At 53.9% G+C, this 17,095-nt stretch carries 17 protein-coding genes; 7 read left to right on the top strand and 10 right to left on the bottom strand.

Annotated features, from left to right (window positions below; genetic code table 11):
* Positions 1-125: 125 nt before the first annotated feature.
* The 6 genes from AAC086_RS08305 to AAC086_RS08280 form a co-directional block, all read right to left on the bottom strand.
* Positions 126-1,643 (bottom strand): tripartite tricarboxylate transporter permease, encoded by a 1,518-nt coding sequence (locus AAC086_RS08305; protein ID WP_339777526.1) that lies wholly within the window; start codon positions 1,641-1,643, stop codon positions 126-128.
* 1 nt (position 1,644) lies between these two features.
* Entirely contained in the window at positions 1,645-2,076 is a 432-nt protein-coding gene (locus tag AAC086_RS08300) for a tripartite tricarboxylate transporter TctB family protein (RefSeq protein ID WP_339777525.1), read from the bottom strand.
* Positions 2,077-2,142: 66 nt separating this feature from the next.
* On the bottom strand, positions 2,143-3,129 hold the full coding sequence (locus AAC086_RS08295; RefSeq protein ID WP_339777538.1) for a tripartite tricarboxylate transporter substrate-binding protein: 987 nt from the start codon (positions 3,127-3,129) through the stop codon (positions 2,143-2,145).
* 33 nt (positions 3,130-3,162) lie between these two features.
* Complete coding sequence (locus tag AAC086_RS08290; RefSeq protein WP_339777535.1) at positions 3,163-3,966, bottom strand: citryl-CoA lyase; 804 nt, start codon at positions 3,964-3,966, stop codon at positions 3,163-3,165.
* Complete coding sequence (locus AAC086_RS08285; RefSeq protein WP_339777533.1) at positions 3,963-5,156, bottom strand: CoA transferase; 1,194 nt, start codon at positions 5,154-5,156, stop codon at positions 3,963-3,965. Before AAC086_RS08285 ends, AAC086_RS08290 begins: the two co-directional genes overlap by 4 nt.
* Positions 5,140-5,328, bottom strand: coding sequence for a hypothetical protein (locus AAC086_RS08280; protein ID WP_339777531.1), 189 nt, complete (start codon positions 5,326-5,328; stop codon positions 5,140-5,142). Before AAC086_RS08280 ends, AAC086_RS08285 begins: the two co-directional genes overlap by 17 nt.
* 106 nt (positions 5,329-5,434) lie before the next feature.
* On the opposite strand from AAC086_RS08280, the gene AAC086_RS08275 reads away from it, so the two are divergent.
* Positions 5,435-6,130: an IclR family transcriptional regulator gene (locus AAC086_RS08275; protein WP_339777528.1), complete on the top strand. Its 696-nt coding sequence runs from the start codon at positions 5,435-5,437 to the stop codon at positions 6,128-6,130.
* 86 nt (positions 6,131-6,216) lie between these two features.
* On the opposite strand, the gene AAC086_RS08270 is transcribed toward AAC086_RS08275, so the two are convergent.
* The 3 genes from AAC086_RS08270 to AAC086_RS08260 form a co-directional block, all read right to left on the bottom strand.
* A complete protein-coding gene (locus AAC086_RS08270; RefSeq protein WP_339777526.1) occupies positions 6,217-7,734 on the bottom strand; it encodes a tripartite tricarboxylate transporter permease in 1,518 nt (505 codons plus the stop codon).
* Between the two features lies 1 nt (position 7,735).
* Positions 7,736-8,167 carry a tripartite tricarboxylate transporter TctB family protein gene (locus tag AAC086_RS08265; RefSeq protein WP_339777525.1) on the bottom strand — a complete coding sequence of 144 codons (432 nt, stop codon included), beginning with the start codon at positions 8,165-8,167 and terminating at the stop codon, positions 7,736-7,738.
* Between the two features lie 66 nt (positions 8,168-8,233).
* Positions 8,234-9,220: a tripartite tricarboxylate transporter substrate-binding protein gene (locus tag AAC086_RS08260; protein WP_339777522.1), complete on the bottom strand. Its 987-nt coding sequence runs from the start codon at positions 9,218-9,220 to the stop codon at positions 8,234-8,236.
* Positions 9,221-9,330: 110 nt separating this feature from the next.
* Here AAC086_RS08260 and AAC086_RS08255 point away from each other — a divergent pair, with 110 nt between their 5' ends.
* The 3 genes from AAC086_RS08255 to AAC086_RS08245 are packed head-to-tail and all read left to right on the top strand — an operon-like array spanning position 9,331 to position 12,556.
* Complete coding sequence (locus AAC086_RS08255; protein WP_339777519.1) at positions 9,331-10,014, top strand: response regulator transcription factor; 684 nt, start codon at positions 9,331-9,333, stop codon at positions 10,012-10,014.
* Positions 10,011-11,399: a sensor histidine kinase gene (locus AAC086_RS08250; protein ID WP_339777516.1), complete on the top strand. Its 1,389-nt coding sequence runs from the start codon at positions 10,011-10,013 to the stop codon at positions 11,397-11,399. The genes AAC086_RS08255 and AAC086_RS08250 overlap by 4 nt, the downstream gene beginning before the upstream one ends.
* Positions 11,399-12,556, top strand: a complete 1,158-nt coding sequence (locus tag AAC086_RS08245) for an ABC transporter substrate-binding protein (RefSeq protein WP_339777513.1) — start codon at positions 11,399-11,401, stop codon at positions 12,554-12,556. Before AAC086_RS08250 ends, AAC086_RS08245 begins: the two co-directional genes overlap by 1 nt.
* 11 nt (positions 12,557-12,567) lie before the next feature.
* Here AAC086_RS08245 and AAC086_RS08240 read toward each other — a convergent pair whose 3' ends face one another.
* Positions 12,568-13,539: a DNA-binding response regulator gene (locus AAC086_RS08240; RefSeq protein ID WP_339777512.1), complete on the bottom strand. Its 972-nt coding sequence runs from the start codon at positions 13,537-13,539 to the stop codon at positions 12,568-12,570.
* 157 nt (positions 13,540-13,696) lie between these two features.
* On the opposite strand from AAC086_RS08240, the gene AAC086_RS08235 reads away from it, so the two are divergent.
* The 3 genes from AAC086_RS08235 to AAC086_RS08225 all read left to right on the top strand — a co-directional run bounded on the left by AAC086_RS08235 (position 13,697) and on the right by AAC086_RS08225 (position 16,899).
* Positions 13,697-14,878, top strand: coding sequence for an EAL domain-containing response regulator (locus tag AAC086_RS08235; protein ID WP_339777510.1), 1,182 nt, complete (start codon positions 13,697-13,699; stop codon positions 14,876-14,878).
* Positions 14,879-14,954: 76 nt separating this feature from the next.
* On the top strand, positions 14,955-15,437 hold the full coding sequence (locus tag AAC086_RS08230; protein ID WP_339777508.1) for a molybdopterin-dependent oxidoreductase: 483 nt from the start codon (positions 14,955-14,957) through the stop codon (positions 15,435-15,437).
* Positions 15,424-16,899, top strand: a complete 1,476-nt coding sequence (locus AAC086_RS08225) for an ATP-binding protein (RefSeq protein WP_339777505.1) — start codon at positions 15,424-15,426, stop codon at positions 16,897-16,899. The genes AAC086_RS08230 and AAC086_RS08225 overlap by 14 nt, the downstream gene beginning before the upstream one ends.
* Positions 16,900-17,095: the final 196 nt, after the last annotated feature.

Here is a 17,095-nt window from a genome sequence, read left to right as displayed (position 1 = left end):
GCGGAACGGGTTGAAAATGATAATCGTATTTAAATACGGGTAAGGCAAACAAGCCGCCAGATAAAAAACGGACAAAAAAAGGGCCGGGTCCGCATGGCGAACCCGGCCCTTTTCACGGTCCCGCTTTACGGGGAAACTGTCGGGTCTTTTTTCGGGCGCAGGAAACGGCCGAAAACGAACGGGGCGATAAAGCCGACAATGGCCAACACCCAGATCGAAATCGTCAAGGGTGATCCCCATAATGTGCTGACATCGCCGTTGGAAATTTCCAGCGCGCGGCGCAGGTTCTTTTCCATTTCATTGCCGAGCAGAATACCAAGAATGATCGGCACTGTCGGAATGTTCATCTTGCGCAAAAGATAACCGATGACCCCGAAAATGATCATCATCAGCAGATCAAAGGTTGATCCTGAAATGCCATAAATGCCGACAAACGAAATCATGGTCACCGCAGGCATCAGATATTTGCTGGGAACGCGCAGAACCCGGACAAACAGCCCGACCATCGGAATATTAAGGCACAACAGCATGATGTTGCCGATGAACAGGGCCGCGATCAGGCCCCAGACCACATCCGGGCGCTGGGTAAACAACAGCGGACCGGGCGTAATGTTAAGCGCCATCAGCATGGCAAGCAGCACCGCCGTGGTGCCTGAACCCGGAACCCCCAGGGCCAGCATCGGCACCAGAGCCCCCCCGGCAGCAGCATTATTCCCCGCTTCCGGGGCGGCAACCCCGCGCGGGTCGCCTTTGCCAAAGGTCCCGTCCTTGTCGCTGATTTTCTTTTCCACGGTATAGGAAACGAAAGACCCCAGCGACGCCCCGGCACCGGGCAAAACACCGGCGAGAAAGCCGATAATGGTGCTGCGCCCCATGGCACCCGATGTGCTTTTCAGCATCGACCACGGGGCAGTCACCCGGGCCAGTTTATGGGTTTGCGCACTGGGGGCCGATCCGGTTTTGTGTTCCAAAAACAGCAAAACTTCGGAAATGGCAAACAGGCCAACGATGGCGACCAGAAAGTCGATGCCTTCGTAAAGATGGATATTGCCGAATGTCATGCGCGGCACACCGGTCTGGTGGTCGACACCGACCATGGCAATGGCAAGGCCGATCATGGCGGCAATAACGGCTTTGGCCTGGTTTTGCGAGGCAACGCCGCCAAGGGTGGCAAAGGCCAGCGCAAACAGGGCAAAATATTCAGCCGGGCCAAACAGCAGGGCAACCTTGACCAATTGTGGTGCCAGAAACACCAGGCCCCAGGTGGCAAAGAAGGCACCAACGAAAGATGCAATCCCCGACAGGGCCAGGGCTTCGCCCGCCTGGCCTTTTTGCGCCATCGGATAGCCGTCCAGTGTGGTCATCAAGGCCGGTTCATCGCCGGGAATATTGAGCAGGATCGATGAAATACGTCCGCCATACATGGCACCGTAATAAACCGATGTCAGCAAAATCAGGGCGGGTGTTGCCGGAAGGCCAAGGGTAAAGGCCACCGGTATCAGAATGGCGACACCGTTGGACGGGCCAAGACCGGGCAGGGCACCAATGATGGTGCCGAGAAAACAGCCGACCAGAGCCAGTGCCAGATTCTGGAACGTCAGCGCGACAGCAAAACCGTCGGCGAGTTGTGAAAGTACATCCATATCAGAACCCCCAGGGCCCGCGGGCCAGCGAGAGTTGAAGAACGAGGTGGAACACGACGTAAATGCCACCGGAGATCGAAACACCGGCAATGGTGGCAGCAACGGGTTTCGCCCCAAGGCGCCAGCTTAGAATGCCCGATGTAATGGCGGTTGAGAGAACAAAACCGGCCACCGGCAGCGCATAGGTGTAAGCCACCATGACAGCAACGGCGAACACGATTTCGATCAGACGCGCAATGCCGGGCCAGTCTGGCTCGGGGTCCGGTTTAAGGATCGGAAAAATGGCGGCGATCGCCAGCAAACTACCAACCAGGATCGGGAAAAACTTTGGTCCCAGGTAATCGGTAATGAAGCTGGTCTGAATCTGTGTCGCCATGAAAATATAGAATGCAGATAGCAACAGGCATGCAACGCCCAGGGCTCTGTCACTCATGGCTGTTCTCCAAAATGACGAGAGCGCCGCACCCCGATGGAGTGCGGCGCCACAGGAGGGCGGTATTTATTTAATCAGACCGATTTCGCGGCTGAGCGTCTGGGTCGATGAAATTTCGTGTTTGACGAATTTTTCAAAGTCCGGGCCAAATTTTGCCAACGGCATCATGCCGTTATTGGCCATGACTTCTTTCCATTCGTCGCTGGCATAGGTGGTTTTGATGGCATTGACCCAATAGTCATATGCCTCATCGCTCATGCCTTTGGGGGCATAAAAACCACGCCAGTTTGCACCAACAGCATCAATCCCCTGTTCTTTGGCCGTCGGGAATTTGTTAAATTCCTCGCCCGGCAGACGTTCGTCAGCCAGAACAGCCAGAACCCGCAGATCACCTGAATCAACAAAGCCTTTGGCTTCGGAAATATCACCGGTGAATACCTGGACATGGCCGCCCAGAAGCTGGGTGACGGCTTCGCCGCCGCCTTCAAAGGCGACGTATTTGATTTTCCGAATATCGCTAATCCCGGCTGCTTTTGCGGCAAGTAGAACTTTAAGATGGTCCCAGCCGCCAACCGCCGAACCACCTGCGAAAGCAAGTGATTTTGGATCTGTTTTAACTTTTTCAAAAAGTTCCGGCAGGGTTTTGATGGCGGAATTTTTCGAAACGGCGATCACACCATAGTCAGCGCCAATGGTACCAACCCAGCGAACCTGATCCATGGTTGACCCCGGGAATGCACCCTGAGCCAAACGGGTGGTGGTGGCCGATGATGCCGCAACGATCAGGTCGTTATCGTCATTGCGTTTGGAAACGACTTCGGCATAGGCAACACCGCCGGAACCGCCCGCCATGTTGACAACCTGCATCGGGCTGGCGATGGTTTTAAGATCATAAAGTGTCTTGCCGATTTGACGGCAGGTAAAGTCCCAGCCGCCGCCTGCATTGGCCGGAGCAATACATTCAGGTTGCTCGGGTTCGAATGCCTGTGCCGCAGTGGAAACGATGACCATCGAAGCCGCAATCGTAAGTGCTTTAAATAAAGAACGCGTCACTGATACCTCCCATTATTGGTGTGACTATTGATTTTATTTTGGGGCAATGCGCCCCGGCATACGCGGTGGGCCATCGTAGGTCCACCGGTAGGATGGGGGAGTCGGACCCTTGTTCCGTCCTCCCTGACCCATTTGCTCCCAGGCATGTGAAATGACACCAACACTGCGAGACAAACAGAAAAGGCCGCGAGCAAGTGGGGCTGGAAAGCCAAGCTCGGCATAGATAACGGCAGTAGCTCCGTCGATATTCATCGGAACTGCTTTGCCTTTGGTTTGAGCAAGAGATTCTTCAATAGACCGGCCAATGGCGGCAAAGCGGCCTGTTACCACCCCTTTGGCAGCAGCTTCGTCGACAAGACCAAGCAATCGCGGGGAGCGGGGATCAACCGGCTTATGAAAACGGTGACCAAAACCAGGAATATATTTTGTCCGGTTCTTTTGCCATTGGATCAGGACTTCCGATGCGTGTTCAGGCCCGCCTGCTTCATCAATCATATGATAAAGCTCAACGGCCTGTTCCCCGGCACCGCCGTGAACGTCATCTAGAAAATTGACAGCGGATGCCAGCGCGCCATTCAGGGGCAAACCGCATGTAACGGCCATGCGGGCAGCGGCAATCGAGGGGGCCTGGGGGCCGTGATCGACGGCGGCAACAAGGGCTGCTTCAAGCAAGGTTGCCTGGTCTTCGCCGGGCAATTCACCACGGGTCATAAGCCAGATCATTTGCGGAAAACTGATATTGCCAATCAGTTCCTCGACAGGATAGCCGCGGAAACTGATTTTGCCGGGCTCCATTTCAATGATGGAGGTGCGCCACCAATCGGAAACGTCGCTCATAACGTTCTTTCTTTCTTCAATTTAGCCAGGGATTCTTCATCAATGCCCAGTGATCGATAGATCTCGTCATTGTGTTGACCCAGACTTGGCGGAGGGGTTGATACATCGGGTGCAGCCCCGTCGATTTTAAAGCCGGTTCTGACAAGGGTAATCTCGCGCCCGACATCAGGGGTATCGCTGAAAGTTGCCAACATGCCCCGGTCTGCAATTTGTGGGTGAGCAAGGATCTCGGGGACACTGAATACGGCACCTGCCGGAACGCCGATTTCATTAAGTTCGCGCGCCCAGTTACGCGCCGAGCGGGTCCTCAGCGTTTTTTCAAGGTCGGTCTTCAAAGCTGCCCGGTTGGCTTTGCGGTCTTCACGGGTGGCATATTCCGGCTGGGTTAAAAGTTCTTCGCGGCCAAGATGACGCGCCATAGCTTCCCATTGCTCGTCCTTGTTTGCAGCAATGTTGAGCGGGCTGTCAGCGGTTTCAAAAGTGCCTGATGGTGCAGAGGTGAGGTTTTCATTTCCATTGGCCGTTGGCTCGATCCCGCCGATCAAATAATTTGATACGGCCCACCCCATTGTGGCGATGGTTGCTTCCAGCATTGAGACATCAATAAAAGTACCGCGTTGCGGGGCGTTCAATGCCCCGGATATCGCAAGTGCTGCCGTAAGACCGCCAATTGTATCGGCTATTGGATAGCCAGCCCGCAGAGGTGCGCTTTGCGCATCTCCCGTGATTGACATTAAACCTGATGCACCTTGAATAATTTGGTCATATGCTGGTCGATGCAGCCATGGACCATCCTGCCCAAAACCGGAAATGGCGCAATAAATCAGCTTTGGATTAACTTCGCGCAGAATGTCATAGCCAAGCTCAAGACGATCCATCACACCGGGGCGAAAATTTTCGACCAATACGTCAGCTGTTTCGACCAAGCGCTTTAAAAGCTTTTTTCCTTCAGGGTGTTTCAGATTGAGGGTCACGGATTTCTTGCCAGCATTTTGTGCCAGAAAGGAAATGCCCATGTTTTTTTTACTTAATTCGGGGTCGGCCCCCAACTGTCGGGCCAGATCACCACGGCCTGGTGCTTCAACCTTGATGACCTCGGCGCCCATATGGACGAGCTGATGGCAGCAAAATGGTCCGGCCAATACATTGGTAAGGTCAAGGACACGAATGCCCTCAAGCGGTCGTTGCATCTTTTTCCTCCGGCGGTATTTCAAAACGCATGGTGCGGTGGGACAAAGTTCCTTCACGCGTTTTGAATGAGGAGGGATCGATTCCAAGAGGCCTGATATCTGTATCTTCCGCCGTCCAATTTGTAAGGTTGGTGGCATCTGGCACCTTGACAGGGCTGGTAGCCTCGCTCATTGATTCCTCCCAACTGGCCTATTGTTCTGTTTGTTGGAACTTGATTCTATTTAACAGAACGACATTCTGTGGTCCAGAACGAAATTCTGTTAAATGGAACGATGTTATGTCTGACGAAAAGGGGGTCGACGCGGTAGATCGCGCTTTGAGCTTGCTTGATTGCTTTGACGGGCAATCGGAAACCTTGGGATTGGCGGAGCTTTCCAAGCGTACAGGCTTTTACAAAAGTACGATTCTGCGGTTGGCAGTGTCGCTTGAAAAATTTGGTTATATCCGACGTCAAGCCGACGGTCGGTTTCGGTTGGGCGCGACTGTTTGGAGATTGGGATCCTTATATCGACGCGGATTCAATCTGGGGGATATCGTTCGTCCAGAGTTGAAAATTCTGGCTGATGAAATTGGTGAAACGGCTTCGTTTTATGTTCGTGAGGGCGAAACCCGCGTTTGTTTGTTTCGCAGTGAACCGATGCGGGCAATTCGTCACAACGTCAATGAAGGTGCCCAGTTCCCTTTAACGGCGGGTGCAAGTGCGCGGGTGTTGATGGCTTGGTCAAGCGATTGTCTTAATACCGGCGACGAGCCCGCAATTCGACAGGCCGGATATGCTGTGTCACAAGGAGAACGAGACCCTGAAGTGGCCGCTGTTGCTGTGCCGGTATTTTGGAATGATGGTGATATTGCCGGTGCCGTATCGGTATCGGGTCTGATTACACGGTTTGATGGGGCATTAATCGAAAAATGTGTCCAGGCGCTCAAGGAAGCGGTCCGACGTCTTGACATTGACGGGGCGCTGGTTCGTTAAGCCTTCGATAATGATGACATTCGTGATAAAATAAAACGAGCGCAAGAGGAACCTTGCGCTCGTTTTTGTTGGTTTATAGATCGCGTTTACGGGGAAACTGTCGGGTCTTTTTTCGGGCGCAGGAAACGGCCGAAAACGAACGGGGCGATAAAGCCGACAATGGCCAACACCCAGATCGAAATCGTCAAGGGTGATCCCCATAATGTGCTGACATCGCCGTTGGAAATTTCCAGCGCGCGGCGCAGGTTCTTTTCCATTTCATTGCCGAGCAGAATACCAAGAATGATCGGCACTGTCGGAATGTTCATCTTGCGCAAAAGATAACCGATGACCCCGAAAATGATCATCATCAGCAGATCAAAGGTTGATCCTGAAATGCCATAAATGCCGACAAACGAAATCATGGTCACCGCAGGCATCAGATATTTGCTGGGAACGCGCAGAACCCGGACAAACAGCCCGACCATCGGAATATTAAGGCACAACAGCATGATGTTGCCGATGAACAGGGCCGCGATCAGGCCCCAGACCACATCCGGGCGCTGGGTAAACAACAGCGGACCGGGCGTAATGTTAAGCGCCATCAGCATGGCAAGCAGCACCGCCGTGGTGCCTGAACCCGGAACCCCCAGGGCCAGCATCGGCACCAGAGCCCCCCCGGCAGCAGCATTATTCCCCGCTTCCGGGGCGGCAACCCCGCGCGGGTCGCCTTTGCCAAAGGTCCCGTCCTTGTCGCTGATTTTCTTTTCCACGGTATAGGAAACGAAAGACCCCAGCGACGCCCCGGCACCGGGCAAAACACCGGCGAGAAAGCCGATAATGGTGCTGCGCCCCATGGCACCCGATGTGCTTTTCAGCATCGACCACGGGGCAGTCACCCGGGCCAGTTTATGGGTTTGCGCACTGGGGGCCGATCCGGTTTTGTGTTCCAAAAACAGCAAAACTTCGGAAATGGCAAACAGGCCAACGATGGCGACCAGAAAGTCGATGCCTTCGTAAAGATGGATATTGCCGAATGTCATGCGCGGCACACCGGTCTGGTGGTCGACACCGACCATGGCAATGGCAAGGCCGATCATGGCGGCAATAACGGCTTTGGCCTGGTTTTGCGAGGCAACGCCGCCAAGGGTGGCAAAGGCCAGCGCAAACAGGGCAAAATATTCAGCCGGGCCAAACAGCAGGGCAACCTTGACCAATTGTGGTGCCAGAAACACCAGGCCCCAGGTGGCAAAGAAGGCACCAACGAAAGATGCAATCCCCGACAGGGCCAGGGCTTCGCCCGCCTGGCCTTTTTGCGCCATCGGATAGCCGTCCAGTGTGGTCATCAAGGCCGGTTCATCGCCGGGAATATTGAGCAGGATCGATGAAATACGTCCGCCATACATGGCACCGTAATAAACCGATGTCAGCAAAATCAGGGCGGGTGTTGCCGGAAGGCCAAGGGTAAAGGCCACCGGTATCAGAATGGCGACACCGTTGGACGGGCCAAGACCGGGCAGGGCACCAATGATGGTGCCGAGAAAACAGCCGACCAGAGCCAGTGCCAGATTCTGGAACGTCAGCGCGACAGCAAAACCGTCGGCGAGTTGTGAAAGTACATCCATATCAGAACCCCCAGGGCCCGCGGGCCAGCGAGAGTTGAAGAACGAGGTGGAACACGACGTAAATGCCACCGGAGATCGAAACACCGGCAATGGTGGCAGCAACGGGTTTCGCCCCAAGGCGCCAGCTTAGAATGCCCGATGTAATGGCGGTTGAGAGAACAAAACCGGCCACCGGCAGCGCATAGGTGTAAGCCACCATGACAGCAACGGCGAACACGATTTCGATCAGACGCGCAATGCCGGGCCAGTCTGGCTCGGGGTCCGGTTTAAGGATCGGAAAAATGGCGGCGATCGCCAGCAAACTACCAACCAGGATCGGGAAAAACTTTGGTCCCAGGTAATCGGTAATGAAGCTGGTCTGAATCTGTGTCGCCATGAAAATATAGAATGCAGATAGCAACAGGCATGCAACGCCCAGGGCTCTGTCACTCATGGCTGTTCTCCAAAATGACGAGAGCGCCGCACCCCGATGGAGTGCGGCGCCACAGGAGGGCGGTATTTATTTAATCAGACCGATTTCGCGGCTGAGCGTCTGGGTCGATGAAATTTCGTGTTTGACGAATTTTTCAAAGTCCGGGCCAAATTTTGCCAACGGCATCATGCCGTTATTGGCCATGACTTCTTTCCATTCGTCGCTGGCATAGGTGGTTTTGATGGCATTGACCCAATAGTCATATGCCTCATCGCTCATGCCTTTGGGGGCATAAAAACCACGCCAGTTTGCACCAACAGCATCAATCCCCTGTTCTTTGGCCGTCGGGAATTTGTTAAATTCCTCGCCCGGCAGACGTTCGTCAGCCAGAACAGCCAGAACCCGCAGATCACCTGAATCAACAAAGCCTTTGGCTTCGGAAATATCACCGGTGAAAGCCTGAACATGGCCGCCCAGAAGCTGGGTGACGGCTTCGCCGCCGCCTTCAAACGCGATGTATTTAACCGCGCGGGCATCGGAAATCCCCGCCGCCTTCGCCGCGATCAGAACTTTCAGATGGTCCCAGCCGCCAACAGCCGAACCCCCGGCAAAAGCAATGCCGCGCGGGTTTTCTTTTACGCGGTCAAAAAGTTCCGGCAGGGTTTTGATGTCGGAATCCTTGGCAACCGCGATCACACCGTAATCAGCGCCAATGGTGCCAATCCAGCGCACCTGATCCATGGTCGAGCCGGGAAATGCACCCTGGGCCAGACGGGTGGTGGTGGCCGACGATGCCGCAACGATCAGGTCGCTGTCGTCATTACGCTTTGAAACGACTTCGGCATAGGCAACACCGCCGCCGCCGCCTGCCAGGTTGACAACCTGCATCGGGCTGGCGATGGTTTTAAGATCATAAAGGGTTTTGCCGATCTGACGGCAGGTGAAATCCCAGCCGCCACCCGCATTGGCCGGCGCGATGCATTCGGGCTTGGACGGTTCGTAAGCAAAGGCTGACGATGCAAAGGAAAGTGCGGCAAACACTGTCGCGGCACCAAGTGCAGCAATCTTTCTCATGGTTATTCCTCCCAGTTTCTAGTCGCACCTTTTTGATACGACGGTGTATATGAGAGTAGCGGGCGAACCTTTCACCAACCTGTCATCTGAAAAATTCAGGGAGCAACGGTTTGAGAATACTGATTGTTGAGGATACCGAAGATGTGGCCGATGCCATCCTTTCGCATTTCTCGCGACAGGGCCATGTGTGCGAGGCTGCAAGCAATCTGGAAGATGCCGCCCATTTTTTGGGCCTGGAAACCTATGATCTGGTTATTCTCGATATCAACCTGCCTGACGGGTCGGGGCTGGATTTTTTAAAAAAGTTGCGGGCAGCAAAAAACGGGGTGCCGGTGCTGGTGCTAACCGCAAGGTTGCAGGTTGATGATAAAATTGACGCGCTGGATTTTGGTGCCGATGATTATCTGGTTAAACCCTTTGATCTGCGTGAACTCGAAGCCCGCGCGCGTGCGGTTACCCGGCGCAAACACGGGGCCAACGAGGCAACGGTGTCGGTGGGAAACCTGCATTGTAATTTTGCCGACCATTCGGTGCGCGTCGATGATGCCGATATTGAACTGACAAGGCGGGAATTTATTTTGCTGGAGGCCTTTATGTCCAACCTGAACCGGGTTTTACAAAAAGAGGAACTTTATTCCCGCCTGTATGGTTTGACAGGTGAGGCCGGGTTGAATGCGGTTGAAGTTTATGTGGCGCGCCTGCGCCGTAAACTGGCCGATGCCACCCTTGAAATACGCACGCTGCGGGGCCTGGGCTATCAGGCGGTTCCCGGTGCGCGGGATGAAAAACCGTGATAAAGCCGGGTTTGGTTCCCCCTTCCACCAATCCGCGCCAGTCAGTTGCCGTTCGTCTGGGCCTGGCGATGGCGGTTATTTTGGCGGTGGTGTTGTTGGGAACCATTTTTGCCGCCAATAAATATGGTCAGGATGCCGCCGACGAAACTTTTGACCGCTTGCTGCGCGGGGCGGCTTTGCAAATTGCCGAACGTATTTTGGTCACCGATGGCCATGCCAATGTTGATTTGCCGGTTTCCGCATTTGAGCTTTTGTCGCTGGCCCGCACGGACCGGGTTTTTTATCGCATTATCGGGCCGGATGGCAAAACCCTGACCGGTTATGGGGATTTGCCGCTGCCCAAAGATGACAAGGGCCGGGCCGATCAAATTTATAATACCCGCTTTAAAGGGGTCGATATTCGCGCCTATTTGTTGCGGCGTCAGTTGGCCGAACGGTTTGTCAGCGGGGATGTGAAAGTGATTGTGGCGCAAACCACTTCGGAACGGGTGGCGCTGGCGCGCAGCATTACCACCCAGGCTGTTTTGACGATTGCGGCGGCGGGCATTGTTTTGTTGTTGCTGGTGATTGTGGTGATGCGGATTGCCTTGCGCCCGTTGGCCCGGGTGGAGCGCACTATTTTAGACCGCGATGTCAATGACCTCTCACCAATCGACATTGCCGCCCCGGCCGAGGTGGCGGTGTTGCTGGCCGCGATTAACCGGTTCATGCGTCGGCTGGATCGCCGGATTGAAGCGATGCAAAATTTCGTCGCCGATGCCGCCCATCAGATCAGAACGCCGATAACGGCGTTGCGCGCCCAATTGCAACTGGCACTCGACGAAGACGACCCGGTTGTTCTGGCCCGTTTGCACCGGCGTTTGCACGAACGCACCGTAGGGCTGGGGCGGTTGGCCGACCAGTTGTTAAGTCATGCCCTGATTGCGCATCGCGCCGATATGGCGGTGTCGCAGGACCTTGATTTACGGCGCATTGCCCTGGAAGCGGAACGTGAAATACGGGCGGTGTCGGATGAATTTATCCAGGTGGAATTACCCGACGAACCGGTTGCCATTAAAGGCGACCCGATCAGCCTGCGCGAAGCGGTAAAAAACCTGTTGAACAATGCCTTGAAACACGGGGCAACGCCGGTTGTTTTGCGGGTAACACCGGTACAAAAAGGCCCTGCCAGCCTTTTGGTCCGCGATCAAGGGGCCGGTATAACCCCGGAAATTTCCGGCCGTATTGGCGAACGGTTTGCCGCAAACGGAATTGGCCCGGATAGTGCCGGTTTGGGGTTGTCGATTGTATCGTCGGTGGCGTCATCGCATGGGGCGGTGCTGGTGCGGCGATGCACCACGGATGGTTTTGAAATTGGCCTGGAATTTCCGGTGGTGGCGTCGTGATGAAAACGGTTTGGCATTATTGCAAGAAAGCCTTCCCTGCCAAACGCAGGAAGCAAACCTGTTTGTGGGCCTTGGCGGCCTTGATTGGCGGCGGGGCAGGAATTGCCGCCACCGTTATGAATGTGGCGCGTGCGGGGGACCGTGAATTTCCGATATCGACCGATATATCGGGGCGGCTGGTTATTCAAAGTTCAACCGATTACATGATTTTTGCCCCCGTGATCGAGGCATTTCAGGACCGTTGGCCCGGTATTTTGATTACGTATAACGAACTCACCACCAACGAACTGAATGGCGCGACAGAACAAGCCTGCGATCAGGCGCGTTTTTTGGGAGATCTGATCATTTCGTCGTCAATCGACCAGCAATTGAAACTGGTTAATGATGGCTGTGCCCAGTCGCCCGGGTCGCGGGTTGGGGCCAATCTGCCTGATTGGGCCAAATGGCGCGATGAACTGTTTGGCCTGACCTATGAACCGGCTGTGACGGTTTATAACAAGGCATTTTTCGCCGATCGCAAGCCGCCGCAAAACCGGTTTGATTTGATAGATCTGCTGCGCGAAAGCGATACGTTTCGGGCGAAAGTAGGTAGTTACGATATCGAAACATCAGGTGTTGGCTATCTGTTTGCCTTTCAGGATGCCATTCAGGCCAGCACGTGGGGGCGCCTGGTGGAAAGCCTGGGCCGAAACGAGGCGCAACTGTTTTGTTGTACCGGGCAAATTCTGGAGCGGGTGGCCGATGGCCGGTTGTTGCTGGGATATAATGTGCTGGGGTCTTATGCCCTGTCGCGGATTGGCCGCGACAAACGGGTTGGGCTGGTTTTGCCCAGTGACTATACCCTGATTATGTCGCGGGCGGCCTTTATCTCGCGCGATGCCCGCGAACCCGCCATTGCCCGTGCCTTTATCGATTTTATGTTATCGCCCCCGGGTCGGGCGATTTTGTCGCGCGATGCGGGCTTGTTATCGCCAATTGGCGGACCAGACATGCTGGCCCAACTGGCCGGGGCCGCCAAAGGGGCCGATCCGCAAGAATTGCGGCCCATCGCCTTGACCCCGGCTTTGATGGTTGGGCTTGATCAGGCCAAGCGAAACATCTTTTTGCAACAATGGCGGGCAGCCTTGCCGCCGCGCCAGTTATCACACCATCCTTGAGGCAATATGCGTTAATTGCGCAGCGAGGGAATCGCGGAAAACACGGTTTTTAACAGCTGCGGCTGGCGGTTAACGCCGGTTTTGACAAAAATCGCCTTTAAATAGGTTCGGGCTGATTGTACCGATATGCCGACCGCTTCGGAGGCTTCGTCCAGGGCAATACCTTCGGCCAGTTTCTGGGTCAGGCGGGCTTCTGACCGGGTCAGGCCAAAAACATCCATCAGATTATCAACCGACGGCGGCCCGACGCTGTCGGGTTCGACCAGAATGAAGATGAAACCCGGCTTTTCGCCATTCTGGCCGGAAATACGGCGCAAAAAGATCGACACCGCCATGTCATCGCATTCAAGGGAAAAGCCCTTTTGCTGCGGAACAGACCGCCCGGCAGGGGGATGAAAGAATTTGTCGAGATCGTCGGGCGCGCGGTCCATCGCCAGCCGGTTGTCGGCCTGCACATGTAATAGCGGGCATCGCCGTACAAGTTCGGCGGCCTGCGCGTTCATGTGATTGATCCCCAGATCCAGATCCGTGGCAATCAGACCCAGGTTAAAAATATCCAGAAAGGCTGGCGGGATCTGCGATTGTGTGCCACGGCTTTTTTCGACCGCACTGGTAATGCCATCGAGCAACGTTCTAAGCGGGGTGGGTTTGGGGTAAAACCGGTAAACACCATGCTCGTTTACCGCCTCAAGTGCTGATTCGAGGTCGGCATAGCCGGTTAACATGATGACGATCAGATCGGGGCGCACCTTGCGTAATTTGGCGGCCAGTTCCAGCCCGGTCATGACCGGCATGTGAATATCGAGAACGGCAGCTTCGACGCTGTTATCAGCGGAAATGGCATCAAGGGCCTGCTGGGGATCGTTGAAAAACAAGGCTTCCCAGTCCAGTGACATGCCCCGCAGGCTGCGTCTGTGCGCCGCAAGCAGGTTGTCATCATCATCGACAAAAGCCACTTTTACGCCGGAACCCGCCGATTTCATTCAATCCCTCCTCGTTTGGGGATATGGGGGTGTTGATGCCATGTCGTATCTTGCAGCGAACAAAGCCTATCTGGTATTTGACCCGATTTGCAACATCCTGGTGTTGCAAGAAATCAGGTCACGTCAGTTCAACTTATAAAGCAGGATGACACGTCCGATGGAATTAGCAGCGCAAAATTTTCGTCCTACCGTGCTGATGGTTGATGACGATGAAACGCTGTTATCCTCGGTTCGACGGACTTTAGGGCGCAATTTCAATATTGTGACCTATAATTCTGCGACGATGGCGCTGTCGTGGTTGACTAAAAATCAGGGTAGTGTCGATGCGGTGATTACCGATCTGATGATGCCCGACATGAACGGCATTGAATTTTTACAGCAGGCTTTTTTGATGGCGCCATCTGTACCGCGACTTTTGTTATCGGGCAATGTGTCATCAGGGGCGCTGCGTGACGCCATTAATTGGGGGATGGTCAGTCGGGTTTTGGCCAAGCCGGTCTCACCGTCGGTTTTGCGTGAAGCGCTAAACGATAGCATTTCAGCCCCCTTGCCATGGCGGCAGAATCGAAATATTTCGTCGTCGCTGGTGTTGGAAGCCCTGGAAAACAACCAGCAGCAGATTGTGGTGCAACCGCGTGTCTCGGCGCGTGATTTCAGTATTGTTGGCGGCGAGGTCCTAAGCCGGTTTGGGGTGTTGCAGCGTCGCTTTGGCCTTGATGAAATCATCGGGGCCTGCGAAGACCATCCGGTGATCAATCAACTGACGTCAAATGTGTTGAATTTGCTGGAACAGTCGGCACAGGACGTGCAGCCAAAATTGGGTCTTCCAGCCCGCATTTCGGTAAATTGTTCACCCTATTCGTTGAGTAATATGGATTTTGTCCAGTTTCTGGTGCAGCGCGTGCTTGATTTGCGCCGGGTCAATATTGAACTGGAATTTGAAATTACCGAACATAATGCAAAGGTTCTGTCCGAGCCTTTTATTCGCCATGCCCGTTATCTCAAAGAGCAGGGTATTGCATTGCTGATTGATGACTTTGGCACGGGCAACAATTCCATTCAGTTATTGCGCCATGATTTTTACACCGGCATTAAACTGGACCTCGGGCTTATATCGCGCATGATGACCGAAGTCCTTGACGATTCTTTTGTCGAGTGGACGGTTAAAATCGCCCATAAACTGGGGATGAGCGTGATTGCCGAGGGGGTTGAAAGCCTGGACGTTGCCAGAAAGCTCCAGAAATACGGTGTAGATGAAATGCAGGGATATTATTTTTGTCGCCCGACTGCGCCAGCGGATTTGCGGGTAGATCATCTTGTTGCCAATGCCGCTTCTTGATCTATCAGTGATAAAACCCCAAATTTAAATCTGGCCTTGGGGCCGGGAAAACTGTTTCCGTGAAGGGGAATTTTCAATGTTTAAAGTTTTCGCCAGACTGGCAATTGCGGTGGCCTTTGTCGCCATGATCCTGCCAGCCAGTTCCGCACAGGCGCGTAATCAATTAACGGTTATGGCCGCCGATGGTGCAAAAACGGTTCTGTCTTATGAAGAACTGACCCAATTGCCGAAAACCGATGTGACAACGACAACCCCCTGGACCGAAGGCAAACATGTGTTTACCGGAGTCTCGTTTGCCGATTTGCTGGGTAAATACGGCATTGTCGATGGCAATGTGCGGGTGTCTGCACTTAACGATTACAGTGTCACTGTTCCGGCCGCAGAACTGATAGAAAACGGCGCTATTTTAACCTATCAGCTTGATGGTAAAACCATGACGGTTCGTGAAAAGGGCCCCTATTGGGTGATTTTCCCGTTTGACAGCCACCCGTCTTTGCAGACAGATCAATATTGGTCTTACGCTGTGTGGCAGGTGAAATCGATTAATGGCCAACCTTGATCAGAAGAAAAAAATCTCTTTTGTTACAAACGGGGTCGCCATTCTGGTTCTGACCCTGTTTGTCGTTGTTTATTACTTTTACTCGATGGCAATTGTAAGCAAACTTGAAGACGAACGCTTTGCCTATCGTGAAAATTTTGCCTGGGCGATGTTTCAGATACAAAAGCAGTATCTGGTACTTGATCGCGATATTGCGAAATATTCCAACGATCCGAAACACGGGTCGTTAACCTTTGACGATATTCTGTTTGAATATGACCTGTTCGTCAGCCGGGTCGAGATTGTGCGCGATGGTAGCGGTTTTGCGACACTGCATGAAGTTCCCGCCGCCGTCAATTTGCTGTCCGATCTGACGGCCACCATTGAAAAGCTGGACCAGAAAATTGCCGAAGGGTTGCCCGCGGCCAGGATTGTTGAGCTGATGGACCGTCAATTGGGCGATATGTCCGAGGCGATTCAGGATGCGACAGTTCTGACCACCAATTATGTATCGGTTTATAATTCCAGCAATATTGCCGGGGTTAAAAATGATATCGAGGAACTTTCCTATCTGTTTATATTTGGCCTGATCGTGATGATCGGGCTTTTGGTGTTTTTGTTGCATAACCGGCAACGGGCCTTGCGGGCCGATATGGATGCGCAGGTTGCCCGCCAGCAGCAACATGTGGTTGAGGAAGCCGCTGAATACGCCAAAATGCACGCCCTGGGAACGTTGGCGGGCGGCGTTGCCCACGAAATCAATACGCCAGCCCAGTATATCCACAATAATCTGGAATTTCTGACCGACAGCTTTGCCGAACTGACCGGGGCGATTCGCTATCACGATGATGGTTCGGCCAATTTGGAAATTGACCGCGACCGGGTAGAATTCATGGCCGAAGAAGTGCCCTTGGCTTTGCGCGAAAGCCTGGAAGGTTTGGAACGCATTGCCGGAATTGTGCGCGGTATTCGCAAATTTGCCCATCCGACCAATGAGTCAATCGAACCGGTTTCTGTCCCCGAAGAAATTGAAACCGCCATCACCCTGACCCGCAACCAGATCAAACATACCGCCCAGCTTGATTACAGCTATCATTCGGACGTCACCGAGGTGATCGGGCGGCGTAACCATTTGTCCCAGGCGCTGATTAATCTGATCGTAAATGCCGGGCAGGCGATTAAAAGCAACGGCATCAAGAATGGCAGGATTTCGGTGGTGGTCCGTCTGGTCGGCGGCAATATTGAAATTCGGGTGCGTGACAATGGCGGTGGTGTGCCAGAAGAATTGCGCAGCCGGATTTTTGATTATTTCTTTACCACCAAGGAACATGGGGTGGGCACCGGGCAGGGTTTGCCAATTTGCCGCAAGTTGATCCAGGATGATTTTGGCGGTGACCTGATCCTGACCGAAGGGCTGGTTGGCGAGGCAGAGTTTGTTATGTTTCTGCCGGTATCGGTCGAACGGTTGAACGGACCGGCCTAAACCCTGGCTGTGGGGGGAGGGTTGCTGATTTATCGGGGCATCACTTTACGGAAAGTGCTGTGATGTTGCGGGCAAAAGGTGCGATGTGCCTGATCATACGGCCCTTTATCCTGAAAATGAAACCCCCGGTTTCCGTATTCTGCGAAGGCAGGGGAAACCGGGGGTTTCGATCATGTGCCAGGGAATTCACATGATG

The sequence above is a fragment of the uncultured Thalassospira sp. genome (assembly GCF_963976115.1).
Taxonomy (GTDB): domain Bacteria; phylum Pseudomonadota; class Alphaproteobacteria; order Rhodospirillales; family Thalassospiraceae; genus Thalassospira.
The sequence above is the reverse complement of the archived record's forward strand: the minus strand, read 5'-3'. Positions and strand labels throughout refer to the sequence as shown.

What these genes read in the sequence shown, in the direction of transcription:
- AAC086_RS08300 (WP_339777525.1), bottom strand. Translation starts at nt 2,076, where the DNA reads ATGAGTGACAGAGCCCTGGGCGTTGCATGCCTGTTGCTATCTGCATTC.
- AAC086_RS08245 (WP_339777513.1), top strand. Translation starts at nt 11,399, where the DNA reads ATGAAAACGGTTTGGCATTATTGCAAGAAAGCCTTCCCTGCCAAACGC.
- AAC086_RS08240 (WP_339777512.1), bottom strand. Translation starts at nt 13,539, where the DNA reads ATGAAATCGGCGGGTTCCGGCGTAAAAGTGGCTTTTGTCGATGATGAT.
- AAC086_RS08275 (WP_339777528.1), top strand. Translation starts at nt 5,435, where the DNA reads ATGTCTGACGAAAAGGGGGTCGACGCGGTAGATCGCGCTTTGAGCTTG.
- AAC086_RS08225 (WP_339777505.1), top strand. Translation starts at nt 15,424, where the DNA reads ATGGCCAACCTTGATCAGAAGAAAAAAATCTCTTTTGTTACAAACGGG.
- AAC086_RS08265 (WP_339777525.1), bottom strand. Translation starts at nt 8,167, where the DNA reads ATGAGTGACAGAGCCCTGGGCGTTGCATGCCTGTTGCTATCTGCATTC.
- AAC086_RS08290 (WP_339777535.1), bottom strand. Translation starts at nt 3,966, where the DNA reads ATGAGCGACGTTTCCGATTGGTGGCGCACCTCCATCATTGAAATGGAG.
- AAC086_RS08230 (WP_339777508.1), top strand. Translation starts at nt 14,955, where the DNA reads ATGTTTAAAGTTTTCGCCAGACTGGCAATTGCGGTGGCCTTTGTCGCC.
- AAC086_RS08285 (WP_339777533.1), bottom strand. Translation starts at nt 5,156, where the DNA reads ATGCAACGACCGCTTGAGGGCATTCGTGTCCTTGACCTTACCAATGTA.
- AAC086_RS08235 (WP_339777510.1), top strand. Translation starts at nt 13,697, where the DNA reads ATGGAATTAGCAGCGCAAAATTTTCGTCCTACCGTGCTGATGGTTGAT.
- AAC086_RS08260 (WP_339777522.1), bottom strand. Translation starts at nt 9,220, where the DNA reads ATGAGAAAGATTGCTGCACTTGGTGCCGCGACAGTGTTTGCCGCACTT.
- AAC086_RS08280 (WP_339777531.1), bottom strand. Translation starts at nt 5,328, where the DNA reads ATGAGCGAGGCTACCAGCCCTGTCAAGGTGCCAGATGCCACCAACCTT.
- AAC086_RS08305 (WP_339777526.1), bottom strand. Translation starts at nt 1,643, where the DNA reads ATGGATGTACTTTCACAACTCGCCGACGGTTTTGCTGTCGCGCTGACG.
- AAC086_RS08270 (WP_339777526.1), bottom strand. Translation starts at nt 7,734, where the DNA reads ATGGATGTACTTTCACAACTCGCCGACGGTTTTGCTGTCGCGCTGACG.